The sequence below is a fragment of the Lawsonibacter faecis genome, from assembly GCF_014287675.1.
In the GTDB taxonomy this organism is placed as follows: Bacteria; Bacillota; Clostridia; order Oscillospirales; family Oscillospiraceae; genus Pseudoflavonifractor; species Pseudoflavonifractor faecis.
Genome location: NZ_JACOPQ010000004.1, coordinates 296,024 through 315,641 on the forward strand (window position 1 = coordinate 296,024; position 19,618 = coordinate 315,641).

General features: G+C 62.8%; 19 protein-coding genes, 1 riboswitch and 1 other annotated feature. Of the genes, 3 read left to right on the forward strand and 16 right to left on the reverse strand.

The genetic code is table 11. The features are described 5' to 3' along the window. Positions 1-4 precede the first annotated feature (4 nt). The 3 genes from H8S62_RS07155 to H8S62_RS07165 form a co-directional block, all read right to left on the reverse strand. Positions 5-430, reverse strand: a complete 426-nt coding sequence (locus tag H8S62_RS07155; RefSeq protein ID WP_186918871.1) for a hypothetical protein — start codon at positions 428-430, stop codon at positions 5-7. Beyond that, positions 420-614 carry a helix-turn-helix domain-containing protein gene (locus tag H8S62_RS07160; protein ID WP_186918872.1) on the reverse strand — a complete coding sequence of 65 codons (195 nt, stop codon included), beginning with the start codon at positions 612-614 and terminating at the stop codon, positions 420-422. The genes H8S62_RS07155 and H8S62_RS07160 overlap by 11 nt, the downstream gene beginning before the upstream one ends. A gap of 191 nt (positions 615-805) precedes the next feature. Then, positions 806-1,633: a MerR family transcriptional regulator gene (locus H8S62_RS07165; protein ID WP_155150254.1), complete on the reverse strand. Its 828-nt coding sequence runs from the start codon at positions 1,631-1,633 to the stop codon at positions 806-808. 95 nt (positions 1,634-1,728) lie between these two features. Between H8S62_RS07165 and H8S62_RS07170 the strand changes: the two genes are divergently transcribed. Then, positions 1,729-3,057, forward strand: a complete 1,329-nt coding sequence (locus H8S62_RS07170) for an MATE family efflux transporter (protein WP_155150252.1) — start codon at positions 1,729-1,731, stop codon at positions 3,055-3,057. A gap of 80 nt (positions 3,058-3,137) precedes the next feature. Here H8S62_RS07170 and H8S62_RS07175 read toward each other — a convergent pair whose 3' ends face one another. Continuing rightward, positions 3,138-4,535, reverse strand: a complete 1,398-nt coding sequence (locus H8S62_RS07175) for an MATE family efflux transporter (protein WP_155150250.1) — start codon at positions 4,533-4,535, stop codon at positions 3,138-3,140. 135 nt (positions 4,536-4,670) lie between these two features. Beyond that, on the reverse strand, positions 4,671-5,258 hold the full coding sequence (locus H8S62_RS07180) for a hydrolase (RefSeq protein WP_186918873.1): 588 nt from the start codon (positions 5,256-5,258) through the stop codon (positions 4,671-4,673). Between the two features lie 167 nt (positions 5,259-5,425). Here H8S62_RS07180 and H8S62_RS07185 point away from each other — a divergent pair, with 167 nt between their 5' ends. After that, positions 5,426-5,992 carry a manganese efflux pump MntP gene (locus tag H8S62_RS07185; protein ID WP_155150246.1) on the forward strand — a complete coding sequence of 189 codons (567 nt, stop codon included), beginning with the start codon at positions 5,426-5,428 and terminating at the stop codon, positions 5,990-5,992. A 59-nt stretch (positions 5,993-6,051) separates the two neighbouring features. Then, a complete protein-coding gene (locus H8S62_RS07190) occupies positions 6,052-7,521 on the forward strand; it encodes a M20/M25/M40 family metallo-hydrolase (protein ID WP_186918874.1) in 1,470 nt (489 codons plus the stop codon). Between the two features lie 218 nt (positions 7,522-7,739). Here the strand turns inward: H8S62_RS07190 and H8S62_RS07195 are convergent, their stop codons facing one another. The 11 genes from H8S62_RS07195 to H8S62_RS07245 form a co-directional block, all read right to left on the reverse strand. Further along, positions 7,740-8,558, reverse strand: coding sequence for an HAD-IIB family hydrolase (locus H8S62_RS07195; protein WP_186918875.1), 819 nt, complete (start codon positions 8,556-8,558; stop codon positions 7,740-7,742). A 15-nt stretch (positions 8,559-8,573) separates the two neighbouring features. After that, positions 8,574-9,161 (reverse strand): energy-coupled thiamine transporter ThiT, encoded by a 588-nt coding sequence (thiT, locus tag H8S62_RS07200; protein WP_243255464.1) that lies wholly within the window; start codon positions 9,159-9,161, stop codon positions 8,574-8,576. A 73-nt stretch (positions 9,162-9,234) separates the two neighbouring features. Beyond that, a riboswitch (TPP riboswitch) is annotated at positions 9,235-9,351 on the reverse strand. A gap of 79 nt (positions 9,352-9,430) precedes the next feature. Next, a complete protein-coding gene (locus H8S62_RS07205) occupies positions 9,431-10,342 on the reverse strand; it encodes an RluA family pseudouridine synthase (protein WP_186918876.1) in 912 nt (303 codons plus the stop codon). Further along, positions 10,317-10,805, reverse strand: coding sequence for a signal peptidase II (lspA, locus tag H8S62_RS07210; RefSeq protein WP_186918877.1), 489 nt, complete (start codon positions 10,803-10,805; stop codon positions 10,317-10,319). Before lspA ends, H8S62_RS07205 begins: the two co-directional genes overlap by 26 nt. Before the next feature lie 284 nt (positions 10,806-11,089). Beyond that, on the reverse strand, positions 11,090-11,677 hold the full coding sequence (locus tag H8S62_RS07215; protein WP_155152175.1) for a hypothetical protein: 588 nt from the start codon (positions 11,675-11,677) through the stop codon (positions 11,090-11,092). Positions 11,678-11,730: 53 nt separating this feature from the next. After that, on the reverse strand, positions 11,731-13,023 hold the full coding sequence (locus tag H8S62_RS07220; protein ID WP_186918878.1) for a hypothetical protein: 1,293 nt from the start codon (positions 13,021-13,023) through the stop codon (positions 11,731-11,733). Beyond that, a complete protein-coding gene (locus tag H8S62_RS07225) occupies positions 13,020-13,973 on the reverse strand; it encodes a PstS family phosphate ABC transporter substrate-binding protein (RefSeq protein ID WP_173023477.1) in 954 nt (317 codons plus the stop codon). Before H8S62_RS07225 ends, H8S62_RS07220 begins: the two co-directional genes overlap by 4 nt. Positions 13,974-14,173: 200 nt before the next feature. After that, positions 14,174-14,353 (reverse strand): Arc family DNA-binding protein, encoded by a 180-nt coding sequence (locus tag H8S62_RS07230; RefSeq protein WP_186918879.1) that lies wholly within the window; start codon positions 14,351-14,353, stop codon positions 14,174-14,176. Positions 14,354-14,691: 338 nt separating this feature from the next. Beyond that, positions 14,692-17,511 (reverse strand): isoleucine--tRNA ligase, encoded by a 2,820-nt coding sequence (gene ileS, locus H8S62_RS07235; RefSeq protein ID WP_186918880.1) that lies wholly within the window; start codon positions 17,509-17,511, stop codon positions 14,692-14,694. A gap of 134 nt (positions 17,512-17,645) precedes the next feature. Next, positions 17,646-17,874, reverse strand: a binding site (T-box leader). Positions 17,875-17,960: 86 nt separating this feature from the next. After that, on the reverse strand, positions 17,961-18,779 hold the full coding sequence (locus H8S62_RS07240) for a DivIVA domain-containing protein (protein ID WP_155152165.1): 819 nt from the start codon (positions 18,777-18,779) through the stop codon (positions 17,961-17,963). 334 nt (positions 18,780-19,113) lie between these two features. Next, entirely contained in the window at positions 19,114-19,593 is a 480-nt protein-coding gene (locus H8S62_RS07245) for a cell division protein SepF (protein ID WP_155152163.1), read from the reverse strand. Between the last annotated feature and the right edge of the window lie 25 nt (positions 19,594-19,618).

Genomic DNA, 19,618 nt, shown 5'->3' on the forward strand with positions numbered 1-19,618 from the left:
TACCTCACATTTCCTTTTGCAGCTTGACGAGATGATAGGCGTAAACGCCAAAGTTCAACAGATAACCGGCGCACACCACCAGCAGGCCCGCCAGGGGGACGTCCAGAAAGAGGAGAATGAGCCAGACGGACAGAAAAATGGGGGTGCCCGAGACCAGGGCCCGGTAGGCCGCCATGCCCCGGATGGTCCGGGTGCGCTCGTCCCGGTCCTCCACCTCCATCATCCGGCGGGCCTTCTGGTTTTTCACATAGTACCGCTCTGTCAGCGCCTTGGAGAGGAAGAATACACCCAACCCCACGCCGCCGCCCACCAGCAGCCCGCCCCAGCGGTCCGGGAGAGGCGCGGAGAGCTTATCCAGCAGATAGGCCGCTGCGGAGAGCAGGAAGAAGAGGGCGGCGAGGGCGGTATAGAGGCGCAGCTTATTCTTCATAGTGAAAGACCTCCTCAATGGTGGTGTGAAAGAGCCGGGCGATTTTGAAGGCCAGAATAATAGAGGGGTTGTACCGCCCGTTCTCCAGGGAGCCCACGGTCTGCCGGGAGACCTCCAGCACGTCGGCCAGGTCCTCTTGGGTCATGCCGTGGGCTTTGCGCAGTTCTTCCAGCCGGTTTTTCACCGGGGACCACCTCCGTCGGTTGGATGGAAAGTTTGCTTTCCATCCAGAGTATAATACTTCGCTATCCGAATGTCAAGTGAACTTTCCGTCTTGGGGCAGAGAACAGCGGCGCGCTTGCAGGACACGCCGCACCGCCGGGGCAAGGGCCGCTGCGCCTGAACACACCGGGATCCGACACAGAAGGGGGGCATTTATCCCCCCTGTGTCAGAATGGAGATCTGGAGCACATAATTGTCGTACCCCTCCATGGAGAGCTCGTCCAGCATGGTGTCCTCGAAGAAGGGGCCGCAGAGGGTCATGCCGCGGGTCTCCGCGCAGCCGATGAGCCGCCCGTATGCCTCACCCACGCTGGCGTACCCGCCGATGTGGCAGGCGGAGAGATAGCGCCCGGCAGGGCGGGTAAAGACCTCCACACCCTTGGGGCGGCGCTCCACCCGGGTATAGAAGTGGCTGTATCCGGTCTCAAAGTCCCCCGCCCGGGCGGCCTCCACACTGATCATGGAGCCGATGGAGTAGGGGCTGTGGATGTCGTGCCGCTCCCGGAAGAGCACATGCTCGGAGATGGCCATGGCGGTGTCCCGGCTGGTGGTCAGGGGCGGCAGGCGGGTCAGGACGAAGAGGGCCTCCTCCTCCCGGCGGAGGACGATGGCGTCCCAATCGGTGCCCAGGGCCGCCCGGGTCAGGGCGGCCTTGCGGTGGATGAGGCCGCGCATCTGCCGCAGGGCGCGGATCTTTTCGTCCAGCTGGGCCTCCTCCCCCTCCAGCAGGGCCACCAGCTCCCGGGGGCTGCGGCGGTCCAGGTAGGCCTTGATGTCGGCCAGGGGCATCCCCAGCTCCTTCAGCGTGGCGATGACGTTGAAGACCTCCAGCTGGGCCAGGGAGTAGTAGCGGTAGCCGTTCTCCCCGCGGCCGCTGGGGGAAAAAACGCCCATCTCGTCATAGTGAAAGAGAGTGTGCTTGGACACTCCGCAAAGCCGGGCGAACTCCCCGGTGGTAAAATGACCCTGAGGCTGAGACATGGGAAAACTCCTCCTTGACTATCGGGTTACCCGATAGTATATACTATCCTTCGCCTCTGTTCAACCGATGGAAGATTGAAAGGAAGGGAAATCAAATGACCAATACTTTGGATCGGGACTACGGCTTTGGTTCCCTGCTGAAGTTTGCACTGCCCAGCATCATTATGATGATCTTTATGTCGCTGTACACCGTGGTGGACGGCTTCTTCGTGGCGCGCTTCGTGGGGGCGGACGCCCTGTCCGCAGTCAATATCGCCTACCCGATGATCTCGGTGGAACTGGCGGTGGGGGTGATGCTGGCCACCGGCGGCAGCGCCGTGGTGGCCCGGCGCATGGGCGAGGGGGACGAAAAAGCGGCCCGGGAGGGCTTCGCGCTGCTGCTGGCGGCCGGGCTGATCGCAGGCGTTCTTTTCACCGTGCTGGGCCTGACCCTGGCCGAGCCCATGAGCCGCCTGCTGGGCGCCAGCCCCGCCCTGCTCGGCTACTGCACCGACTATCTGCGTATCCTCATGGCCTTCGCCCCGGCCTACATCCTCCAGCTCATGTTTCAGAGCTTCTTCGTGGTGGCCGGCCGGCCCGGGCTGGGGCTGTGGCTCACCGTGGCGGCGGGTCTTGCCAATATGGTGCTGGACTATGTCTTTATCGTGCCCCTGGGACTGGGGATTGCCGGCGCGGCCCTGGCCACTGCGGCAGGCTACCTGATTCCCGCGGCGGCGGGGGCGGCGTTTTTCGCCCTGCGCAGGCACGGCCTGCGCTTCATCCGGCCCCGGTGGGACGCGAGGATGCTCCTCTACAGCTGCCTCAACGGCTCCTCTGAGATGGTGACCAACCTGGCCAGCGCCGTCATCACCTTCCTCTTCAACATGCTCATGCTCCGCTACCTGGGGGAGGATGGCGTGGCGGCCATCACCATCGTGCTGTACGCCCAGTTCCTGCTCACGGCCCTCTATATGGGCTTTTCCATGGGCGTGGCCCCCATCATCAGCTTTAATTACGGCGCGGAGAACACCCATCGGCTGAAATCGGTCTTCCGCAGCTGCATGATATTTGTGGCGGTCTCGTCGGTGGCGGTGTTCATCGCGGCGATGGCCTTCTCCGGGGGGATCGTGGGGGTTTTCTCCCCGCCGGGCACGGCAGTGTTCGACATCGCCGTGGCGGGCTTTTGCATGTTCGCACCCATGATTCTCTTCGCAGGGCTCAATATCTTTGCCTCCGCCCTCTTTACCGCCCTGTCCGACGGGAGGACCTCCGCCCTCCTCGCCTTTTTGCGGACCTTCGGATTCATTCTCCTGGGACTGCTGGTTCTGCCCATTGCCTTCGGGGTCGACGGCGTCTGGCTGGCGGTGCCCTTCGCGGAGCTGCTGGCGGGGGCGGTGTCGGTGGGTTGCATCCTCTGGGGGCGGAAGAGGTACCACTATGCGTGAATCCTGCCCTTCCCGCAATTGGCGGACCGGGGGTGAGCAAAAAAGGGCAGAGACGGGGGTTTCCGTCTCTGCCCTTTTCTTTACTGTCCCTGCTGGGACAGTTCCGCCTCCCGGCGCTTTAGAATCCGGGGGAATTTATAGAGGAACATAAGGCCTGTGGCCGCGGCGGCCAGGAAATCGGCCACCGGCTCGGCCAGATAGACCGCGAAGACCTGGTTGCCCGTGATGATCAGGGGCAGGAGATAGGCCAGTGGAATCAGCAGAATGATCTTCCGCAGCAGAGCCAGGAAGAGGGAGATCTTCGCCTGTCCCAGGGCCACAAAGGTGTTCTGGCAGGAGAACTGGATGCCCAGCATGAACATACAGCCCATGTAGACGTGAAGGGCCCAGGTGGCGGCCGTGACCAGATCCTGCTCGTCGTTGAAGATGGCGATAAAGGCCCCGGGGAAGAGCTGCACGGCCGCCCAGCCCAGTACGGAGAGGGTGACGGAGGAGATGAAGAGCAGCTTGAAGGCGTGCTTCACCCGGCTGAGCTTCCCCGCCCCGTAGTTAAAGCCGATGATGGGCTGGGCTCCCTGGGCCAGCCCCATGAAGGGCATGGTGAGCACCTGCATGATGCTGCTGCCGATGCCCATCGCGCCCACGTAGACGTCCTTCAGCTCCCCGCCGTACATCTTCAGGTTGGAGTTGAGGGCGATCATCACCAGGCTCTCTGTGGACTGCATGATGAAGGGGGACACGCCGATGGCGGCCACAGGCAGAAGGATTTTCGCCCTGAGGCGCAGGAACCTGGCCTGAATTTTCAGCTTGGTCTTCTTCCCCAGCAGGAAGCAGACCACCCATACCGCGGAGACCGCCTGGGCGATGATGGTGGCCAGGGCCGCGCCCCGGACGCCCATGTCGAGGCCGAAGATAAAGATGGGGTCCAGCACGATATTGGTAATCGCGCCGAGGACCACCGTGAGCATGCTTGTGGTGGAGAAGCCCTGGGTGGTGATGAAGTTGTTGAGGCCCAGGGCCAGCTGGACGAAAACGGTGCCCCAGAGGTAAATGGTCATATAGTCGGTGGCGTAGCCGATGGTGTTCTCCGTGGCGCCGAAGAGGAGGAGCATGGGCTCCTGAATGGGCATAAAGACCGCCGTTACCGCCACCGAGATGAGGACCAGCAGCAGCGTGCAGTTGCCCAGAATCTCATTGGCCAGGTCCATCTTGCCCTCGCCGATGCGGATGGCCGCCCGGGAGCCGCCGCCCATGCCCACCAGCGCGGAGAGTGCGGAGATGAACATGAGTACGGGGAAGCAGACCGTCAGGCCCGTCAGGGCCAGCTTGCCGGTACCGGGCATATGGCCGATGTACATCCGGTCCACAATATTGTAGAGTGCGTTGACCAGCTGGGCCGTGACGGCGGGGACCGCCAGCCGGAACAGCAGGGACGGGACCGGATCGTTCCCCAGGTCGTTGGTGCGTTTTTGCCGCAAAGCGTTTCGCCTCCTATGGTAATTGCAAGCACAAAGCGGCGGCCCCGGAGGGCCGCCATGCGCGTATTTGCCGCGGTATCTCCCCCCGGGCAGGGCGGCGGCTTGCCCCCGCCGTTCTCCGGGGGTGCGGACCCATTACGCTTGGGGATCGCCCTCCAAAAAGTAGGTGGCCTCCATGTCCGCGGTAGCCAGGGCAAAGGCCAGGGGGAACTGCTGGAAGGCCTGTCCCACGGTACGGGCGTCCTCCGTGCCGGAGAAGCCCATATGCCAGCGGATGGCCATGGCCTCCTCCCGGCTCAGGCGGATGAAGCCGTTTACGATGTAGACCGACTTCTCCCCGTGGCCGTAGGGCAGGGGGTCCTCAAAGTAAAAGGTGGGCACGGCCTGCCACTTGCCGTCCGGCCCCTTCACATTCCGGGTGCCGGGCTTGTAGCAGCCGATCTTGCATGCGTCGTGCAGCAGGGAGACCACGGCCACCGTCTCGCTGTCGTACTCCAGGCCGTAGAGCTCCTGAACACGGGGCCGGGCCAGATAGTCCGCCAGGCAGTGGTAGACGTTCAGGCTGTGCTCGCACAGGCCGCCGGCATACGCCCCATGAAATTTGGCCGAGGCGGGGGCGGAAAAAAAGTCGCTCCTGTTTTCCAGGAAATCCAGCAGGGCGTCGGCCCCGTCCCGGTGGATGCTGGCCTTGAAAATTTCGATAAACTCCTCGCGGGCGCTCAATTTGGATACCCTCTTTCTGTTAGCTATGTAACTGATTCAGTATAGCACAAACAAGACTGTAAATCCAGTCAAAACGCCCTTTTTGCACCACTCTTTTCCGCCCCGCATAGGATGGGGGGCGACGCGGACCGGGCTTTGCTTCCGCCGCGTAAGAAAGGAGGCGTGCAATGGAGTTTTGGATATCCTTTACGGCCGTCCTGCTCTTTTCCATGGCCTGTAATCTGGATACGGTCATGTTATCCATGGGGTACGCGGTGAGAGGGGTACATATTACCGGCGGCGGCTGCCTCATCATCGCCGTGGTCACCACCGCCGTGACCTGGCTCTCCCTGGCCCTGGGGGATCTGGCGGCGGGGGTGATCAGCCCCGGCCTCTCCGACGCTCTGGGGGGACTGGTGCTGGTGGGCATCGGCTTCTGGTTTCTGCTGGACTGGCTGCGCCAGCTGGGGAGACCCGAGGAGGGCGCCCAGAGCGCCCAGGCCCCCGGGATGTGGGGGTGCGTATCCCTGGCGGCGGCCCTGGCCGTCAACAACGCGGGGGTGGGCGTGGCCGCCGGAGTCAGCGGCATCAGCCCCCTCTGGGCGTCGGTATGCAATTTTGTGGTGACCATCGTATTCCTACTGCTGGGGCGGTGGCTGGGCCGGGGGGTTCTGGGCCGTTTCCTGGGCAGGTTTGCCCTTCCCCTCTCCGGAGCCCTGCTGGTGGCGCTGGGCGTGTGCGAGGTGTTCCTCTGATTGAAAGAGGCCGCCGGTGCTGGTATAATGGAAAGGCACGTGGTTAGGAGGGCGGACCTATGGACCTTATCGCGCGATTGGGCGGAGAAAACGCCGTAATTGAGGGCATTGTGGAGGAATTTCGCGGCCTTTGCCTCGTTCCCCACGGATCGGGGAACGAGGCGGCGGAGAGCGCGTATCTGGCGGAGCGGCTGAGGCGGATGGGCCTCTCCCCCGCCGCGGACGGTTTGCATAACCTGTACGCGGACGTACCCGCTGCCCCCGGCCGGGAGAACGCGCCCCTGGTGATTTTGCAGGGCCATATGGATATGGTATGCGCCGTGCGACTCGGGAGCGGATACGACCCCGTGGGCTCCCCTGTGCGGATAGAGGCGGCGGACGGCTTTCTCCGGTCGGACGGGCGGTCCTCCCTGGGCGCGGACAACAATCTGGGCAACGCGGCGGTGCTCTGGCTGCTCGGCCGCGGTGTGGAGCACGGACCGCTGCGCCTCCTCTTTACCGTACAGGAGGAGGTGGGCCTCCGGGGGGCGGCGGCCCTGGACCCGGCCTGGCTGCGGGGCGCGGACTACCTCATCAATACCGACGGCTTCCACCTGGGACGGGCGGTGGTCAGCTCCGCCGGGGGCAGGCGGGAGACCTTCTCCCGTCCCCTGGAGACGGCGGCCCCCGCCCTGCCCGCCCCATTCCGGGTCGAATTGTCGCTCTTCACCGGCGGCCACTCCGGGGACGACATCCACCGGGGCCGGGGCAATCCCATCAAGCTGCTGACGGCCTTCCTCACGGAGCTGGACTTCGCCTATGAGCTGGCCGGGCTGACAGGCGGGCAGGCCCACAACGCCATCCCGGCCCAGTGCGCCGCTGAGCTGGCGGTGGCCCGGGAGGACGTACCCGCCCTTGCGTCTGCGGTGGAGCGGCTGGCGGCGGAGATCCGGGCGCGGCACGGGGAGATTGACCCGTACGCGCGCGTGGAGCTTGTCCCCGCCCCTATGCCGTCCGTGGTCTGGTCGGAAAACTGCCGCGGAAGTACGCTGGAACTGCTGGCGGGCCTCTGCTGCGGGGTACTGGGCTGGCACGCGGATTTCCCGGACACCGTATGCGCCTCGGCCAACCTGGGCCGGGTATGGGCCCGGGATGGGGAGATCCGCGCCGCAGAATTCCTCCGCTGCACCGAGCCCGCCGCCGAGCGGGCCATGGCGGCGGCCCACGCCGCCCTGGCCGGGCGGACCGGCTTTGCCGTCGCGGCCAGCGGCTACCCCGGCTGGGTGGGGGACGCCGCCAACCCCCTGGCCCGGCTGATGGATGGGGTCTACCGCCGGGAGACCGGCCGGGGCATGGAGATTACCGCCGTCCACGTGGGGCTGGAGCCCTCCTGCTTTCAGGCCAAGGCGCCGGGGCTGGTGATGGTCAGCACAGGGCCGGATATCCTGGACGCCCACGCAGTTACCGAGCGCGCGCCCCTGGCCTCCCTGCCCCCCTACGCCGCCCTCCTGGCCGGAACGCTGGAGGAACTGTCGCGCACTGCACGCTGACGCGCCTTTGACTCGTTTGGAGGTCCGTACCCCGGGGGTACGGACAGTAAAGCCCTCCGCAGAGCAAGCCTCGCAGAGTTCCGTCGTCGGCGGACGACGGAATCAAGTGAATATCCGTCATGCAGCCTTCCTGTCAAATAAGCCCAGAGGGGCTTCTTTGGCAAGCTAAGTAAAAACCGCGGACCCAGGACGGAGATTCCGTCTTGGGTCCGCGGCTTTTACATTGAGGGGTACATCCCGTCCAGGATGGAGATGATATCGGCGATGCAGTGCTCGTCGCAGGACTTGACAATCCTGGCCCTCCCCCAATCCCTTACCGCGTCGGCGCAGTTGGCGGGGGCAAAGGGAATGGCGGATACCTCCAGCATGGGGATGTCGTTCTGGTTGTCCCCCACGCAGTACAGGTCCTTTCGGGCGATGCCCAGGAGCTGGGCCAGCTTGAGGACCATACCACCCTTGGTGGCGCCCTTGGCGGTGACCTCCAGCAGGGCGGAGTTGGAGAAGATGACCTCGTACCGGTCGCCCCAGCGCTCCAGGATTAATTTCTGAGCGTCCAGGAGGACGGCGTACTCGTCCTGAAGGACGGCCTTGCTCCAGGGGGTGGGCATATCACGAAGCTCGCAGGGAGTCCAGTCGGTGTTCACCTTGGTGACGTGCCGCTGGGTGAAGTCGTTGGGGTGGTGGATATACACGTCGTCCCCGTGGTAGGTCTCGATGCCGACGGTGGGCAGCTTGGCCGAGAGAATGCCCAGATCCTCCGTCGCCCGGCGGGGCAGGGGAAACTCGCAGATGACCTTGTCGGCGCTGTAGTCATAGAGCAGGGCACCGTTTGAGAGGATGACGGGGGCGTTGACCGGGGCCAGATGGACATAGGGGGAGAAGGTGCGGTGAGCCCGCCCGGTGGACACGGTGAAGCGTCCGCCCTGACGGATGAAATAGTTCAGGGCCTCCCTGTTTTCGGCGGATACCTCCCGGCTGGAATTGTAGAGGGTATCGTCAAAATCGCTGGCCAGCAGCACGCAGTCGAACTTGCCCAAAAAATCACACCTTTTTTATCTCAATAAATCATACCCCATGAAATACTTTTTCATGGGCCTGTAGAGCAGACCGAAAATTGCAAGGCACAGGGCCATGTCGATGAGCATATAGCTGCCGTTGTACGCCAGGGAGTACATCCACGGGCTGGTGAAGGTCATCTCAAAGAGCTCCGTAGGCGCGGCGATGGCATAGATGGTGATGCCGCTGATAAAGTGGACGATGAAGCGGACGAAGGAGCCCACGACGGTGCCGGCAAAAATGCCCCACTTCTTACCCCGGAACAGCCCGGCCAGCCCCAGCGGGGGGAAGGCGATGAGATAGTCCAGCAGCAGGGACTGCCAGCCCCAGGCCACCGCGCCGTCAATGAACATCTGCAGCAGGCCGAAGGCAAAGCCGGCCAATACGCCGGGGCCAAACCCCCAGCGGATGGCGTAGAAAAAGATGGGGAGCATCTCCAGGGTGATGGAGCCGCCGTTGGGCAGGCGAAAAATTTTAAGCTGGTTGAGCACCAGGGCCAGGGCGACCATAACGGCCCCTTCACAGAGCATACGGACCGACTGCCGCGCGCGGGAGTTCTCCTTGGACTGGGTAATGACAGGCATCGTTTCTTCCTCCTGAAAAAAATGTACCGCAGCGCAAACCTGGATAGCGCAATGCGGTACGAAAGAAACGACGACAACAGCCGAATCATCTTCCTACGCCGGCATTACCCGGATCAGGTTCAAGGGACGGGGGGCGGCATTACGCCCCGCATCTCAGCCGGACTTGCGTCCAGCGCCCCTGCTATTCGATTTGTCTTGCGGTCGGTGGTATTCTATCGAAAAACGGCGCGGTTGTCAAGGCGGTGGGAAAAAGGGCGTACCCGCGGCGGCTACAGCCTCCTCAGTTTCTCCAGCACCAGCCTGAAGTATTCCGGCAGAGGGCACTCCACCGTCACGCGCTCGCCGGTGCGGGGGTGGACAAAGGAGAGCCTTTTCGCGTGCAGGCACTGGCCCGCAAGGCCCGGATAGGGCTTTTTGGCGCCGTAGACAGTGTCCCCCAGGAGGGGATGGCCGATGGAGGCCAGGTGGACCCGGATCTGGTGGGTGCGGCCGGTCTCCAGGCGGCACTGGAGATGGGTATAGCCGGAAAAACGTTCCAGGACCGTCCAGTGGGTGATCGCCTCCCGGCCACGGAGGCGGTCCACGGCCATCTTCTTGCGGTCGCTGTAATGCCGCCCGATGGGGGCGCTTACGGTGCCCGCGTCCTCCTGAAAGCCGCCCACCGCCACCGCCTCGTACTCCCGGTAGAGGGAGTGGTCCTGAAGCTGCCCGGCCAGGGCCAGATGGGCGAAGTCGTTCTTGGCGGCGATGATAAGGCCGGAGGTGTCCCGGTCGATGCGGTGGACGATGCCCGGGCGCAGTTCCCCGTTGATTCCTGAGAGTGATTCACCGCAGTGATATAACAGTGCGTTGACCAGCGTCCCGTCCGGGTGGCCCGCCGCGGGGTGGACCACCATGCCCACGGCCTTGTTGACCACGATTACGTCGTCGTCCTCATAGGCCACGTCCAGGGGGATATCCTGGGGGAGGACGTCAGCCTCTACCGGGTCGGGCAGGACGAGCACCAGCTCGTCCCCCGGGGCGGCCTTGTAGTTCTTCTTGACCCTTACCCCCCTCAGGGTTACCGCGCCCTCCTCCAGCAGCCGCTGGGCCGCCGAACGGGAGAGCTCGGGAAGCTGGCGGGAGAGAAACTGGTCGCAGCGCTCCCCCTCACGGTCAGGTGTCAGACGCAGAATCGCCATGGGGCGTCTCCCCCTTCTCCAGCTTATCGTAGAAAAAGAGAAAATACACGCAGAAGGCGATGCCGCCCAGCACCACGCAGATGTCCGCCACGTTGAAGACGGCGAAGCTGATGAAGGTGGTCTGGAACATATCGGTGACGAAGCCGAAGAAGAGCCGGTCGATGAGGTTGCCCACCGCCCCGGCCAGGACCACGGACAGGCAGACGAGGCCAAAGCGATGGCGCACCACCTTTTTTGCCATCACCGCCACAATGACCACGGCCACCAGGGCGGAGATGAGGGTGAGCAGCCAGGTGTGCTCCCTGAAAATATTAAAAGCCGCGCCGGTGTTCTGGACGTAGGTCAGGTCCATTACATGGGGGATGAAGGGGATGGACTCCCACATGGGGATGTTTGCGCGGACCAGAAATTTGACCACCTGGTCGGCGGCGATGAGAACCGCCGCGATAATGGCGTAGAGCATAAGGGAGATCTCCTTTGGGTTCAGATTCGGTCTGCCGTACCGGGGTACTGTACCATGGGCCGACGTTGGGACGGTCAATAGGCTCCGCCGCTTTCGGCGTTCCGCCGGGCGGACAAAAATGCGCAGGACCGTGGTACGATATCCGTCATGCGGATATTGTACCACGGAACCGCCGCCGCTACAATGACAAAACCATTATGCCGTCACTGTCATTGACGGCATAATGGCGTTGCCCCGGTGCGCGCCCGACTGGCGGACTGCTCAGCAGAAGGTAAGGCCTCCCCTTACATGTCTTTCCGGTAGGTCAATTTGCTGCAATACGCCTCGATGGTCATCGTCCCAGCCGCTTGTCTGCACGTGTCGGCGGAGACGTAGAGGGCAAACCGTTCGGCGGGGCCCTGCCCGCGCAGGGCAGCCGAGTCGGGGTACACACTATCGGTGGCGGTAATATCCCTGCTGCGGAGATCAACAGTATTTGTGTATGCCCCCGTTGCTGTTTTTTGGTAAGGAGTCAGCACAGAGCCGGACTCCGGCAAATCATAGTCGTAGTGAAAGATTAAATAGAGCTGGTCTTCGCTTTCGTTTGAAAGCATTGCGCGTTCCAGACAGATGGAGGTCGTCTCATTTTGATAGACGACCACCTCGCCGCGGTCAAACGTATGACCTTCCTTTGTATAAATGGAGTCGGGAAGAAGGGACGTCTGGATGGAGATGGTGAAATCCGCGTATTCCTGATTGCTGATTGTGTAGCCCTTTTCTGCGGTAATGTCGTCGATTGTGGGCGGGGACAGGCTGCTCTTAAATAAGAATCCGATCCCCGCCGTTAAGACAATCACAGCGGATGCAGCAGATAGGACGGTCCGCTTTTTCATAATGCATTTCCTTTCGCTTTTTGCGTTTGCAAGGCGCCGCCTGTCCCGTCCGTCTACTCCCCCTCGTAGCCCAGGTAAGTACGAAAGACGCACTCGCCGGTGTCCAAGTCGTAGTAGCTGGCGGTGTTCCAGTCCAAAAGCTCGATGAGTCCGCCCACCAGGCCGGCCTGACGGTACCAGCGTGTGCCCATGGTATCCTGCCAGCCGTCCAACATGGGCAGGGGAACGGGGGTCCCGTCGGGGCGGTAATAGGTGATGATGATGCTCTCGCCGCTGTAGTCGGTGACGGCCAGAAGCCCCCCGTCCCCGAGAGCGTCCCGCATCCAGGAGACCGAGGCGTGGTCCCTGGGGGGCAGAATCTCCTTTCCGTCCAGGGTGTAGACTGCGCAGGAGTTGGAGAAGAGGACCAGGTCCCCTTGGACCTCCACCCAGCCGTCCGGGGTGCTGTGGGGAATGACATGGCTCTCCCCGCCGCGGGTGAGGGTGGTGCCTCCGTTCCCGGCGGTCCACTCCCAGGCCGAATCGCCGCTCTGGGCGGCATAGTAGTCGTTCCACTCGTCATAGCCCATGGTGGTCAGCTCCCCGGTGGAGAGCTGGTAAAGGCGGACGGCTGTGGTGCTGTCGTCCGTCCAGTCAAGGCTGATGTAGTCGCCGCACCAGGTCCCGCCCACGCCCTCGTACGAGAGCACATCGGAGAAAAGACGGTCGAATTCCTCCTGGGAGAGGCCCATCTCCTCCGGCGAATAGCTGTGGAGAATCTGGCCGTCCGCCCCCATTGCGGTCAGGCGCTCTTTGGTCAGCAGGAGCAGGCCCTGCTGAGAGGCCCGGCAGCAACGATAGTCATAGCCGGTGACCCAGCTCCCGTCGGCGGCGGCCACGGCCAGCATGGCCGGGTCCCAGTTGTCGTCCAGGGCGGGGTCCCCCTTCCGCAGCACCAGCAGGGGGAGCGCGCCGCCGTCGTAGCCGGCCCGGGAGACGCTGCTGAAGACCGGGTCGGTGACCGCAGCGCCGTCCGCCGTCATCAGGCCGTAGAGGCAGCCGGTGGAGGCTGGCCAGTCGTCCAGCAGGCGCAGTCCCGCGTAGGGGATGAGTTCCCCGTAGTCCTCCCGGGGGATGAGGTCGGCGGTGTAGTCCGCGTACCAGCGGCTCCCCACCCGGGGCAGCGGGTCGGGCCGGGGCTCCAGCTTGGACCAGTCGGTGCGGACCGTGAGGCCCTGGGAGGGGATGGGGGACTCCGCGGCGCAGGGCGTTTGGACGCCGCCGGGGCCGGGGGAAGGCTCTGCCGGAGGGGTGCAGGCGGTAAGCGCCAGGAGCAGGGCGGCGCAGATGGGAAGCAGCCTCTTCACGGCGCATCCACCTCCAGAATGGACACATAGCCCTCCTGGGCCACCAGCCGCTGTCCCTCCTCGCCCAGCAGCCAGTCGAAGAGGATCCGGTTGGGGGCGTCCTCGGCCGCATCGGCGGGGATTACAACGTATTTGGGGTTCACCAGGGGGTATTCCTCGGAGCGGATGGTGTCCGGATTGGGCTCCACACCCTCCAGAGCCAGGAGCTTGAGCCCCTGGGCCATGCGCATCTCCTCGGCGTAGTAGTAGACGCTGTAACCGATGGCGCCGGGGGAGCCGTCGTAATTCTTCACCGCCTCCATGAGCTGGCCCATGGTGCTTACGATATAGTCGGTGGGGGCTTCCATCATGGGCGTGCCCTGCATCACCAGCTTCTCCATCAGGGTCTGGCTGCCCGCATCCCGGTTGCGCTGGAAGGGGATAATCTCCCGGTCCTCTCCGCCCAGCTCGCTCCAGTTGGTAATCTCTCCGGTGTAGATCTTCCGGGCCTCCTCCACGGTGATGGAGCTGACGGGGTTGTCCTCGTTGACCACAAAGACGAAGGCGTCGGTGGCGAAGGGCTGCCGCTCCCACGCAAAGCCGTCGCGCTCTTTTGCGGCCAGCACGTCGGGGTTGGCCTCGCCCACGATGAGCAGATCGGCGTGGCCGTTTAGGAGGTTATAGTAGGCGGTGGTGGTCTTGCTGAAGGCCACCAGATCGGCCACGTCCTCCCGGCTCTCACCCAGCAGTACGCTGCAGACCGCCTCCGCCAGGGGCGCGGTGGAGGTGGAGCCGTCCAGCCGGGGCAGGTTTTCCCGGGTAAAGGTGAACACCTCCCCGGTGGGCGCGGGCGGCGCGGCTGGCGTGGGCGTAGGCGTCCCCTCCGGGCCGGGCGCGGCGGCGGGGGTGCATGCGGCGAGAAGGCCCAGGCTCATAAACAGGGCGGCCAGCCCGGCAAGCTGTCTTTTCATTCTCGTTCTCCTTTCTCCTTGCGGCGGTGCGCGGACAGGTTCTGTTACTATATTGCTTGGAAGAGCGGATACGTGACAGAACCCCATGCCACTATTTTAACGGATTCCCCGGGTCGAAAGCGCCCTTTCGGGGTTACACATGGTTACAAAGAGATGCAAAAGGCCGCCCGCTGAAGGCGGACGGCCGGGACAGGAGCGCACTACCGCACCGGCCCATCCGGGAGAGGAATGGGACCGTTTTCCCGCTCGTAGGCTTTGAGCTGTTCCTTGACCGCAAACTCAATCTCTTTATTAATGGAACGGCTGTTAGCCTGGGCCAGGATTCTCGGCTTCGCCATAACTGTCTCGTCCATGCGAAGCGAAAACGGGTTGTCAGCCATGGTTATCCCTCCTCAATATGATATCTAAATTATATCATTTAGATATTACTTAATAAAGTGGTCGTAATGATATCAAAATGAGATTAACAGAGCGACACCGTTATGATATCATGCCATAAAAGGGGGTGGTTTACTTGAAAATGCGTCATCTCTCCATTCGAATCGAAGACACGCTTCGCCTTAAGCTCCGCTATCTGGCGGACGCGGAAGCGAGATCCATGAATGGTCTGATTCTACACGTTCTGCGGGAGTATGTGAGAAAATATGAGGCGCTGTATGGCGTGATAAGCCAATAAAAATCTCCCGTGCCGTTTGGCACGGGAGATTTTTCAATATCGTTACTGCTCCGCCCTGACCACGCTGGCGCAGCGCGTGCAGAGCGCGGGATGGTCGTGGTCGCGGCCCACGTCCTCCTTGTACATCCAGCAGCGCTCGCACTTTCCGCCCTCGGCGGGCTCCACCTTGACGGTGAGGCCGGGGACGGCCTCGCCGGCGTAGCCCTCGCCGCTGCCCAGCACCGCGTCCACGTGGGAGACGATGCAGACGGTCTCCAGGTCGGCGGTGTCGAACCCGCCCAGGGGGCCGTTCCACAGGGCCTGGGCCTCGCCGTCGAAGTACAGCGTCACCTTGGCCTCCAGGCTCTTGCCGATGCGCTTCTCGCTGCGGGCGATCTCCAGGGCCTTGTTCACGTCGGCGCGCAGGTCCATGGCGGCCTGCCAGCGCGCGGCCTCCGCCTCGGGCAGGGCCAGGGCCTCATCGTAGTCGGGCATCTCGTTGAAGAGGACGCTCTCGCCGTCGGCGGCGCCGTCGTGGGGCATGGCGGCCCAGATCTCCTCGCTGGTAAAGGCCAGGATGGGGGCTGCCAGCCGGGTCATGCCGTCCAGAATGCGGTACAGGGCGGTCTGGGCGGAGCGGCGGCCGGAGAGGTCCCCGCAGTAGAGCCGGTCCTTGATGATGTCGAAGTAGAAGTTGGACATATCCACCACGCAGAAATTGTAGATGCTGCGGTAGACGCCGTGGAACTCGTACTTATTGTAGTAAGCGCGCACGGTCCGGGATAGGTCGTTCAGGCGGGAGAGGGCCCATTTGTCCAGGTCCGCAAGCTCGGCGTAAGCGACCGTATCCGTGTTGGGGTCAAAGCCGTTGAGGCTGCCCAGCATATACCGGGCGGTGTTGCGGATTTTCAGATACGCGTCGGAGAGCTGCTTCATGATCTCCTTGGAGATGCGCATATCCTGGGTGTAGTCCGCGCTGGCCACCCAGAGGCGGAGCATGTCCGCGCCGTAGTCCTTGATGACCTCGTCGGGGGAAACGGCGTTGCCCAGGCTCTTGTGCATGGCCTTGCCCTCGCCGTCCACGGTCCAGCCGTGGGTGATAATCTGCTTGTAGGGGGCCACGCCCTTGGTGGCGATGCTGGTCAGCATGGACGACTGGAACCAGCCGCGGTACTGGTCGCCGCCCTCCAGATACACGTCGGCGGGGAAATGGAGATAGGGCCGCTCGTCCAGCACGGCGGCGTGGGTGGAGCCGGAGTCGAACCACACGTCCATGATGTCCGACTCCTTGGTGAAGTGGTTATGGCCGCAGACAGGGCAGACGAAGCCCTCGGGCACCAGCTCGTCGGCGGTCTTGTCAAACCACACGTTGCTGCCGTGCTCCCGGAAGAGGTCGGAGATCCGCTGGATGGTCTCGGGGGTCACGATGTCCTTGCCGCACTTCTCGCAGTAGAAGATGGGGATGGGCACGCCCCAGACACGCTGGCGGCTGATGCACCAGTCGTTGCGCTCGCTGATCATGGAGGTCATACGGTCCTTGCCCCACTCGGGCTTCCACTGGATGCCGTCGCAGGACTTCACCGCCGCGTCCTTGATGGCGTCCACGGAGCAGAACCACTGCTCGGTGGCGCGGTAGATGATGGGGTGCTTGCAGCGCCAGCAGTGGGGGTAGGAGTGGGTGATGTTCTCCTTGGCCAGCAGGAAGCCCTCACGCTCCAGGTCGGCCACCACCATGTCGTTGCCCTTGGCATAGAACTGGCCGTTGTAGCGCTCGTCGGTCATGACGCCCCTTGCGTTCACCGGCACGGGGGTGCCGATGTGGGTGAGGCCCGCCTGGTCATACTGCCTGCAGATATGAAAGTCGTCCGCGCCGAAGCCGGGGGCGGTGTGGACGCAGCCGGTACCGGCGTCCAGGGTGACGTGCTCCCCGCAGAGGAGGACGCTCTCCCGGTCGAAGAGGGGGTGCCTGGCGGTCATCAGCTCGAACTCGCCGCCCTTGAGGGTGGCGAGGACCTTGCAGGCGTCGAAGTCGATGCGCCCTGCCTTGCAGACTGCTTGGGCCAGGTCCTTGGCGAGAACGTACACCTCGCCGCCCGGCGCCTGGAGGAGGACGTATTCAAACTCGGCGTTGACGCAGATGGCCATATTGCCGGGGATGGTCCAGGGGGTGGTGGTCCAGATGACGAAGAAGAGCCTGGAGAGGTCGCAGTACTGAGACAGCTTGCCCTTGTCGTCGGCCACGGGAAATTTGACGAAGAGGGTGGTGCAGGGGTCGTCGGCGTACTCGATCTCAGCCTCGGCCAGGGCGGTCTGGTCGTGGGGGCACCAATACACGGGCTTCATGCCCTTGTAGATATAGCCCTTCTCGGCCATCTTGCCGAAGACCTCAATCTGCTTGGCCTCAAAGGAGGGCTTGTAGGTGAGATACGGATCCTCCCACTCGCCCAGGACGCCCAGGCGCTTGAACTGCTCCCGCTGCTTGTTGACAAAGTCCTCGGCATAGGCCTGGCACTTCTCACGAAACTCGCTGGTGCTGAGCTCGTCCCGCTTCACCTTCTTGTCCTTGAGGATGGCGGACTCGATGGGCAGGCCGTGGGTGTCCCAGCCGGGCACGTAGGGCGCGCAGTAGCCGGTCATGTTGCGGTGCTTGACGATCATGTCCTTGAGAATCTTGTTCAGGGCGGTGCCGATGTGGATATTGCCGTTGGCGTAGGGAGGGCCGTCGTGGAGGACAAACTTGGGCTTGCCCTCGTTTTTCTGCATCAGCTTGTGGTAGAGGTCCTTCTCCTGCATCTCTTTGAGCATATCCGGCTCGCGGCGGGGCAGGCCGGCCCGCATGGGGAAGTCCGTCTTGGGCAGATGGATGGTCTGGTTATAGTCCATGGGTAGTTCTCCTTCTATTTGAAAATAGTGATTCTCTCAGATGAGGCGGCAGGTACTCGCCGGAGCCGCAGGGCATTGCCGCGCTCAGAAGTGCCGCGCAGGTACAAAAACAAAAAGCGCCCCTGTCTCTCAAAATAAGAGACAAAGGCGCAAACCTCTGCGGTACCACTCTTCTTGCCGCGCGCAGAGGCGCGGCCACTCCGGCAGGCGGGTAACGGCGCGACCCGTCCCGGCTTAGTGGGTTACCCGTTCAGCCGGACGCTCCAAGGTGATTTTCACGCCTCTCCCCTCTCCGCCTTTCACCAAAACGGCGGCTCTCTGTGCAGGCTGCGGGGCGCTACTCTTCCTTTTCCATGCGTTTATGATATATAAAGATACACGGTGATTTGCCGCCAAGCGGCGTTTCACCGTGTATCTTACCCGTTTCCCCCCGGAATGTCAAGGGAAAATCAGAATTTGAAGTCCTTGCCGAACTTCAGGTTCTCAAAATCAATCCGCTGGGTGGGGGAATCGTCGGCGTCCTCCCCGTCCCCGGCCTCTTCCTCCCCGTCCTCCTCGTAGCGGCGGGCGGCGTGGCGCTCGTGGTCCCGGCGCTCCTCGGCCCGCTTGGCGCCCCGGTCCAGGTTCAGCTCCAGCAGCTCGGCGTACAGGCCGCCGTCCCCCTCCTGTTCCGGCTCGGGGGCGTCCGCCTGGAGGTCGGAGAGATCCACGGTGTCCTCGGGCTCGGCCTCCGGTGCGGGGGTCTCCTCCGCTACAATCCTCTGCATGGAGGACTCGATCTCCCGGGCGGCCTTGTCTGCGGTGGTGGGCTCGGGCACCGTCAGGCTGGAGAGGGTGCTCAGGTACTCCATCTCGTGCTGGTAGAGTCCCTTGAGCTTGGCGACGTAGGCGGTGGTGGCGTTTTGAGCGGCGGTGAGGCGGAGCTGCTCACTCTCCAGCTCGTGGCGCAGACCCTCGATCTTGGCGCGGGCCTCGGCCTCGGCGGTCCTCATCAGCGCTTCCTTCTTCTGCTCGGCCTCGGCCACCATCTCGTCGGCGGTCCGCTGGGCGGCCAGCAGGGCCTTACGCATCCCGTCCTCGGTGGCGCGGTACTCCTCCACCTTGTCCACCAGAACCTTCATCTTGCTCTTGAGAACGGCGTTCTCTTTATAGAGCGCGGTGTAGTCCTCGGTGAGCTGGTCCAGGAACTCGTCCACCATAGCCATATTGTATCCGCCGAAATTGGCTTTGGCGAATGCGTGCTGGGAGACCTCCTGAGGAGTCAGCATAAATATTCCCCCGTTCTTTCTATAAAAGGTGTCCGGAGAATGAAAAGCAGAAAGCAAAAGGTAAAAAACCGCCTAAAGTTTCGGCTGCTTTTTCATCTTTCATGTTCCCTTTTTCACTCAAAAAATAGAGGCCGTTGTTCTACAGTTCGTAAATTCAAATCGCCCAAAATGTCCACCCCATCCGATGCTGCGCATCGAATGGGCGCCCCTTATTTGAATCTGCTCGGGCGGAGTAAATCCGCCCGGCATCAAGGGTTTGGCTGCGCGGAGCCAAACCGCTTGGGACGCCGCGTCTGCGGCGGGACAACGTGGACACGCTCTAAACAGGTCTCTTTTAAAAATAGAGGCCGTTGTTCTCCAGCTCGTCAATCAAATCGCCTAAAATGTCCACGTTGTAGGGCGTGATGATATAGGTGGAGATGGCGACTTTTTTAATTTTGCCCTCGTTGGCGTAGGCCACGCCGGAGAGGAAGTCCAGCAGGCGGCGGGCAATGTCCTTGTTGGTCTGCTCCAGGTTGAGCACCACGGTGCGCTTCTCCCGCAGATGGTCTGCGATCTCGGCGGCGTTCTCAAAGCGGTCGGGCTTCACCAGCACCACCTGCAGCTGGGTGGTGGTGTGGATGTTGACCACCTTGTTGCTCCGGCGGGGCTCCTCGGGCTGGAAGAGGCTGGCGGAGGAGTCCATCTTGGCGGACTTGTCCTTGCGCTCGCTGCGGTCGGACCGGGTAACCGGCTCGAAATCGTCCTCAAAATCATCCTCGTCCTCATCCTCATAGGGCCGGGCGAGGCGCTTTAGTTCATCAATAAAACCCATGTTGGTTAACCCCCAAAATATTAGC

Coding starts and splice junctions, on each gene's coding strand:
- lspA (WP_186918877.1), bottom strand. CDS start 10,805: ATGCTCTACGCCATTATCGCGGCGGTTCTCATCGCCGCCGACCAGGTG.
- H8S62_RS07205 (WP_186918876.1), bottom strand. CDS start 10,342: ATGGCGATTCTGCGTCTGACACCTGACCGTGAGGGGGAGCGCTGCGAC.
- H8S62_RS07190 (WP_186918874.1), top strand. CDS start 6,052: ATGGACCTTATCGCGCGATTGGGCGGAGAAAACGCCGTAATTGAGGGC.
- H8S62_RS07165 (WP_155150254.1), bottom strand. CDS start 1,633: ATGTCTCAGCCTCAGGGTCATTTTACCACCGGGGAGTTCGCCCGGCTT.
- H8S62_RS07230 (WP_186918879.1), bottom strand. CDS start 14,353: ATGGCTGACAACCCGTTTTCGCTTCGCATGGACGAGACAGTTATGGCG.
- thiT (WP_243255464.1), bottom strand. CDS start 9,161: ATGCCTGTCATTACCCAGTCCAAGGAGAACTCCCGCGCGCGGCAGTCG.
- H8S62_RS07215 (WP_155152175.1), bottom strand. CDS start 11,677: ATGAAAAAGCGGACCGTCCTATCTGCTGCATCCGCTGTGATTGTCTTA.
- H8S62_RS07170 (WP_155150252.1), top strand. CDS start 1,729: ATGACCAATACTTTGGATCGGGACTACGGCTTTGGTTCCCTGCTGAAG.
- H8S62_RS07155 (WP_186918871.1), bottom strand. CDS start 430: ATGAAGAATAAGCTGCGCCTCTATACCGCCCTCGCCGCCCTCTTCTTC.
- H8S62_RS07245 (WP_155152163.1), bottom strand. CDS start 19,593: ATGGGTTTTATTGATGAACTAAAGCGCCTCGCCCGGCCCTATGAGGAT.
- H8S62_RS07185 (WP_155150246.1), top strand. CDS start 5,426: ATGGAGTTTTGGATATCCTTTACGGCCGTCCTGCTCTTTTCCATGGCC.
- H8S62_RS07240 (WP_155152165.1), bottom strand. CDS start 18,779: ATGCTGACTCCTCAGGAGGTCTCCCAGCACGCATTCGCCAAAGCCAAT.
- ileS (WP_186918880.1), bottom strand. CDS start 17,511: ATGGACTATAACCAGACCATCCATCTGCCCAAGACGGACTTCCCCATG.
- H8S62_RS07225 (WP_173023477.1), bottom strand. CDS start 13,973: ATGAAAAGACAGCTTGCCGGGCTGGCCGCCCTGTTTATGAGCCTGGGC.